Source organism: Pseudoduganella rhizocola, assembly GCF_045984285.3.
Classification (GTDB): Bacteria; Pseudomonadota; Gammaproteobacteria; order Burkholderiales; family Burkholderiaceae_D; genus Rugamonas.
The window spans coordinates 1-5542 of record NZ_JBJQIK030000026.1 but is presented as its reverse complement, the minus strand read 5'-3'; the positions used below and the strand labels follow the sequence as shown (position 1 = coordinate 5542).

The window sequence follows — 5542 nt, the reverse complement described above, 5'->3', positions numbered from 1 at the left end:
CGATGATAGTGCTGCAACCAGTGTGAAAGTAGGTTATCGTCAGGCTGTTATACCGAAAAAGCCCACCAGTGATCTGGTGGGCTTTTTTACGTTTACGCGTGTCATCACTGCGTAACAAGCACTTCTTACACTGCGCCTTTTCCAACAGAAGAGGTCCGCATGAAGCTCCCCCAACTTTCGCTCTTGTCCCTGGCACTCCTGACCGCCTGCGGCGGCAGCGATTACAAGCCGCCCATCCAGGGCACTTTCCTTGATGGCGCCGTTGAAGGCATGGACTTCAAGTCCGGCAACGGTCCGGTGACTGCCACCGGCGCGAAGGGCGAATTCAGCTGCAACGAGGGCGACACGGTGAGCTTCAATATCGGCGGCCTCGCGCTTGGCAGTGCTACCTGCGCTACCACGCTGACGCCGTTGCAGCTGGCCGGCGTAACCGATGTCAAGGACAGCAAGGTGGTGAACCGCCTGCTCGCACTGCAGCTGCTGGACGAAGACAGCGATCCTTCGAACGGCATCAAGATCAGCAGCGACGTGAAGACAGCGCTGGCCGGCAAGAGCGCTGATTTCGGCGCAGCCGATGCCGTATTCAACACGGCCATGGCCGCCAACCTCACAAGCGCTGGCGCGAAGTACGCATCGCGCACCATCGACGCCGACCGCCGCACGCTGGTACGCGAACACTTTGAAGACACGCTGAACACCAAGGTCGGCACGCCGGTCAATGAAAGCTTCACGCAAGGCGCCGTCAGCGTGACCGTGACCCGCTACCAGATCCAGGCAGCGAACAACTTCTACATTCCCTACGAAGGCAGCATCGCCGGTGTGAAGGCCGATTTCCCGCTCGGCTTCCTGCCGTCGTACGGCTCCTCGCTCGCCTTCAAAGGCACGGCCGCCAACGGCGACCTTGAGTTCTACGGCCTGACGGACCGCGGCCCCAACGGCGATGGCCCCAACGTGCCATCGCTGACCGGCAGCGGCACCACGCCGAGCAAGATCTTCCCGTCGCCGAGCTTCACGCCTTCCATCGGCATCATCACTGTCGGCAAGAACGGCGCCGTACTCAGCTCCGTCATGCCGATCAAGAACAGCACCGGCCTGCCTATTCCTGAAGGCACACTGGGCTACTCGCTCGAAGTGCCGGTGCTGGACAATATGAAGTTCGACCCGAACAGCAAAGCCGTCTTCAACGCCGCCGGTATCGACAGCGAAGCTATCGCTGTCGACAAGAAGCGCAACGCCTTGTGGATCTCGGACGAATACGGCCCCTTCATCGTGAAGCTCGATGCGGCTACGGGCGCAATCCAGGCGAAGTACGCAGCAGGCAGCGGCCTGCCGAAGATTTTCGCCAAGCGCCGCGCCAACCGCGGCATGGAAGGCATGGCGCTCGACACCAGCACCGACAAGCTGCACGCCTTCCTGCAAAGCCCTCTCACCGACGGCAATGCCATGTACTCCGTCACGGGCAAGAACGAGCGCGTGGAACGCTTCGCACGCTTCACGCGCTGGATCGAATTCGACCCAGCCACCGGCGCCACCACGAAGATGTATGCCTATCCGCTGAACGGCGCCGACTACCAGGACGGCCGCACCGGCAACGCCAAGCTGGGTGACGTGGTTGCGCTGGGTAACGGCAAGTTTATCGTGATCGAACAGGGCGCCGCGCCGAACGGCAAGGTATTCAACAAGCTGATGCTGCTCGAAATCGGGAGCGCCACCGACATCTCGGCTGCCGCATTCAACGCCGATACTTCGGACCTGGAAAAGAGCTCGATGGCCGGCGCTGCAGTCAATGGCGCCGACTGGTCCAAAGTCACGCCACTGAAGAAGACGCAGTTGCTGGACCTGAACGCCATCGGCTGGCTGGCCGAAAAAGCCGAAGGCCTGACCATCGTTGACGGCAACACGCTTGCGCTGGCGAACGACAACGACTTCGGCCTCAAGACCAAGATCTACACGCCATCCGGAGAAGCCGTGGCAAATGCCGACGTCACCAGCTGCGATGTGGATGCCGCCGGCAAAATCGTCACCAGCAACTCCACCGGCTGCAACGCGGCGAACTCTATCCGTGTAGCGCGCGGCGACGACAAGGAACGCCCAAGCCGCCTGTGGCTCATCAAGTTCGCTAAGGCCTTGAATACCTATTAAGCGATACGCTCGGGAAAAGGGCGGCTGCGGCCGCCTTTTTTGTTGGCGGATGAAGTGCTCATCTGTAAGATCAAAAAATCATAAGAGCGGATGGGCAAGATGGGATTTCCGAAAAAAATTTCGCAAACGATCAATGACTATGTTGAACGGCATATCGGCGATGATGACTTCTATCGCGATTACTTTTGGATCATCAACGATGCGGAGCTTCGCCTGCGGCTGGAGCAGGAGTTCAGGTCGGCGCGCTATATCTACAAGCTGTTGGAAGGCATGCAGGCGACGGAATGGTTGAAGAATGCTGAAGTGAGGGTACAGATACTTCAGTACGCGTCGATATACGAAGCCATCCTCCACCATGTTCTGCTGACGCACTATGAAAATGCGGATGCGGTAAAAGCCATCACCACGTATATGCATAACCAGCCGGTGAACATCTCAGGCGCTTGGCAGACCAAGATCGTCGCTCAGTACAACGTTGTCGGTGATCTGAAGGTTTATGAGACACAGCCGCGGCCAGTTGACCACCGCAAGATTACCTTTGAGGCCAAGGCGGACGCCGCACTTGAGCTCAATTAAATCGACCGAAAAGTTCACGCTGTCATCGTAGAAATCTATTCCTTACGCAACGCCATCCATCTTCATGCGGAGCTGCGGCGCGGCGTAACGTACGATCTACAGAAATCGCGCGAGGCGTACCGCAAAGTCCAAGGGCTGCGTGACCAGGTCGGGAAAAAATTAGTTGCGGACGGCATTCTTCAAGCACCACCTGTACAGCCGAACAGGCGGCCCGTAAAGCGTTCCGGCTGGAGTGCCTGGCGCGCTTGGTTGATACGCCTGGCCGCGCGGCTGAAACCGCGTTCTACAGCTTCAGAATGAATACTGCGCTGTAATTCCCGCCTGCCAGGTACGGCCCGGGGCTGCCTCGTAATAGCGTTTGCTCGAATCACCGACGATGACGGAGCCGACGTAAGTCTTATCCAGCAAATTATTCAGGCGGATGAACTCGCGGAAGAACCAGCCCCTGCTGCGCTGACTAGCGTTTGCGCGCAGGTTCAGGACTCCATAGCCGGGCGCCGCCTTTTCGCTGTTGCTGTCTTCGACGTAGACCCTGGTATTCGCCACAGCTTCCAGCGCAGCGCCAAAGCGGCCGTTCTGCTCCTTCCACGCCAGTTCGCCAAACGCCGTGCCGCGCGGGACGCCGGGCAGGCGGCTTCCTTCCTGCACCGCGCCGAACGCCTGGTCGTAGACCGCGCGCAGGGCGGTCAATGCCAGGCGGGCCGAGAAGCCACCGCCAAGATCCGAGTCAGCCGAGACTTCCACGCCTTGCCGCAAGGTCTTGCTCGCATTCCGATAGCTGGTGCGGCCGCCACTGGATACATCCACCACCAGCTCATCGCGTGTACGTACTTCGAACACCGCCACGTCCATGCGCGTGCGTTCGTCCAGCTGCATCTTCGCACCGAGTTCAAGGTGTTTGCTGCGCGCAGGGCGCAGGCCGAAATTAAAGCCCGCGCCGGTTCCGGAATAGAACAGCTCATTCAGTGTTGGTGTTTCGAAGCCGCGGGCAGCGCTCGCATACAGGTTCAGCGAGGGCGCGGCCTTGTACAGCACACCCACCACCGGCGTGCTGCGCACGAAAGTGAGATTGCCGCTATCGTTGCCATTGCCGAGGAAGTGATCATTGACCTCGACCTTCACCCGGCTGTGGCGCAGCCCGGCACTCAACTGCCACGCGCCGCTTTGCCACTCGGTCTGCACGTAGGGATCGGTATTCGACACCACATCCTTCTCGTCGCGCCGCAGCGCGCCCCGTACGCCGAAGGTGGCGCCCACAAAGTTCTCATAGCCGCTGCGGTCATCACTCGAATGGTCGAAGTCCACGCCCACTGTAGTGCGCAGCACGCCGCTGGCGAAGCGCCGCACGTCTAGCCAGCTGATCGCCGCTCCATGGAAGTCGCGGTCGAAATCGACCACCCCGCCCGAGTGCGTGGGTGGCGCCTGGAAGGCGCGCGAGAAGGATTGGTACTGAATGACTTCGCGGTTGCCGCCGTAAGCCATCACGCGCAGGCGGTTCTCGCCGAAGTGCTGGTCGTACGTGGCGCCAATCTGCTGGTGGTCGATACTCTTGCGCGTGTTGTAGCGCTCAGCGAAAGTACGTTTCGGCGACGCCGTATCACTCGCATCGATCTCGCCGGCACGTGGATCGCGCAGCCAGGTCGCCCACTGAACGCCGAGTGGATCCTGCGTGTCCTTCTGCCGCAGCCCACTCGCCACGACGGTCAGCTTGCTCTGCGTGGACGGCTCGAAGCTCAGCTTCGCATAAGTCTGGTCGCGCCGCGCGGCGCTGTGTTCACGGTAGCCATCCGTGTCGAAGCGTGACGCATCGAGCACGTAGCCGAATCCGTCCTGCCGGCCCTGCGCGCTGATATCGACTTTGCGCGTGCCATCGCTGCCGCCCATTACAGCGGTCTCCACCGAAGACGGTGCTTTGCCATCCTCCGTGAACAGCTGCACCACGCCGCCCGCATGGTTCCCGTACAGCGCCGAGAACGGCCCGCGCAGCACTTCGATGCGCTGGGCGCGGTCCAGGTTGAAAGTCGCGGCCTGCCCCTGTCCGTCCGGCATGGTCGCCGGAATGCCATCGGCGATGAGGCGCACACCGCGCACGCCGAAAGCCGAGCGTGCGCCAAAGCCGCGGGAAGAAATCTGCAAGTCCTGCGCATAGTTCTGGCGGTTCTGCACCACCAGCCCCGGCACGGCCACCAGCGCCTCGGACGCGTTCACGCGCATCTGGCCATCGCGGATGCGGTCCGCGCCGATGACGTCGATCGCCGCCGGCACATTGATGCTCGCATGTTCATTGCGGTTGGCGGTAACGACCACCACACCTGCCATGTCCTCAGTTTGCGCCTGGGCGGCGCCAGCCGCCGCCGCGCACAGCGCGGCCAGTGCTTTTAAACGATGCTGCACGGATTGCTCCCATAGATAATTTGGCAATCACTATACAGGCCCGCGGATAATCATGCCGCAGCCCTTGCGGACGGTCGTGCCGTTTGCTATAGTTCTGTCCCTGCCGCGATGCACTAGCAGCAAAGCAGGTAAGAGGGGTTGACGAAGAGCAGGAATTACTTCATAATCTCGCCTCTCTGCTGATGAACAAAACGCTTCATCGGACAAGCAGGATCTTTAAAAATTAACAGTCGATAAGTGTGGGCGTTTGAAGAAGTGCACGAGGCTTAGGTCTCGATGCTCAAATTATTTAAACGCTCACAAAGAAATATTGTAAGTCAGTATTTTGAGTGAGCGACCAAGTCAGAAATGACTTTAAACAGAGATTGAACTGAAGAGTTTGATCCTGGCTCAGATTGAACGCTGGCGGCATGCTTTACACATGCAAGTC

At 59.9% G+C, this 5542-nt stretch carries 3 protein-coding genes and 1 rRNA gene; 3 read left to right on the top strand and 1 reads right to left on the bottom strand.

The features are described from left to right. The first annotated feature begins 159 nt into the window (after positions 1 to 159). Together ACJRPG_RS24810 and ACJRPG_RS24805 are read left to right on the top strand one after the other, a co-directional pair. On the top strand, positions 160 to 2142 hold the full coding sequence (locus ACJRPG_RS24810) for an esterase-like activity of phytase family protein (RefSeq protein WP_408002785.1): 1983 nt from the start codon (positions 160 to 162) through the stop codon (positions 2140 to 2142). Between the two features lie 90 nt (positions 2143 to 2232). Next, the gene (locus ACJRPG_RS24805) at positions 2233 to 2718 is read left to right on the top strand and encodes a hypothetical protein (protein ID WP_408002784.1); all 486 of its coding nucleotides are present in this window, start codon (positions 2233 to 2235) and stop codon (positions 2716 to 2718) included. 291 nt (positions 2719 to 3009) lie between these two features. Here ACJRPG_RS24805 and ACJRPG_RS24800 read toward each other — a convergent pair whose 3' ends face one another. Then, positions 3010 to 5112, bottom strand: coding sequence for a TonB-dependent receptor family protein (locus ACJRPG_RS24800; RefSeq protein WP_408002783.1), 2103 nt, complete (start codon positions 5110 to 5112; stop codon positions 3010 to 3012). A gap of 367 nt (positions 5113 to 5479) precedes the next feature. Here ACJRPG_RS24800 and ACJRPG_RS24795 point away from each other — a divergent pair. Continuing rightward, positions 5480 to 5542: ribosomal RNA gene (locus tag ACJRPG_RS24795) — 16S ribosomal RNA — on the top strand; the annotation flags it as partial.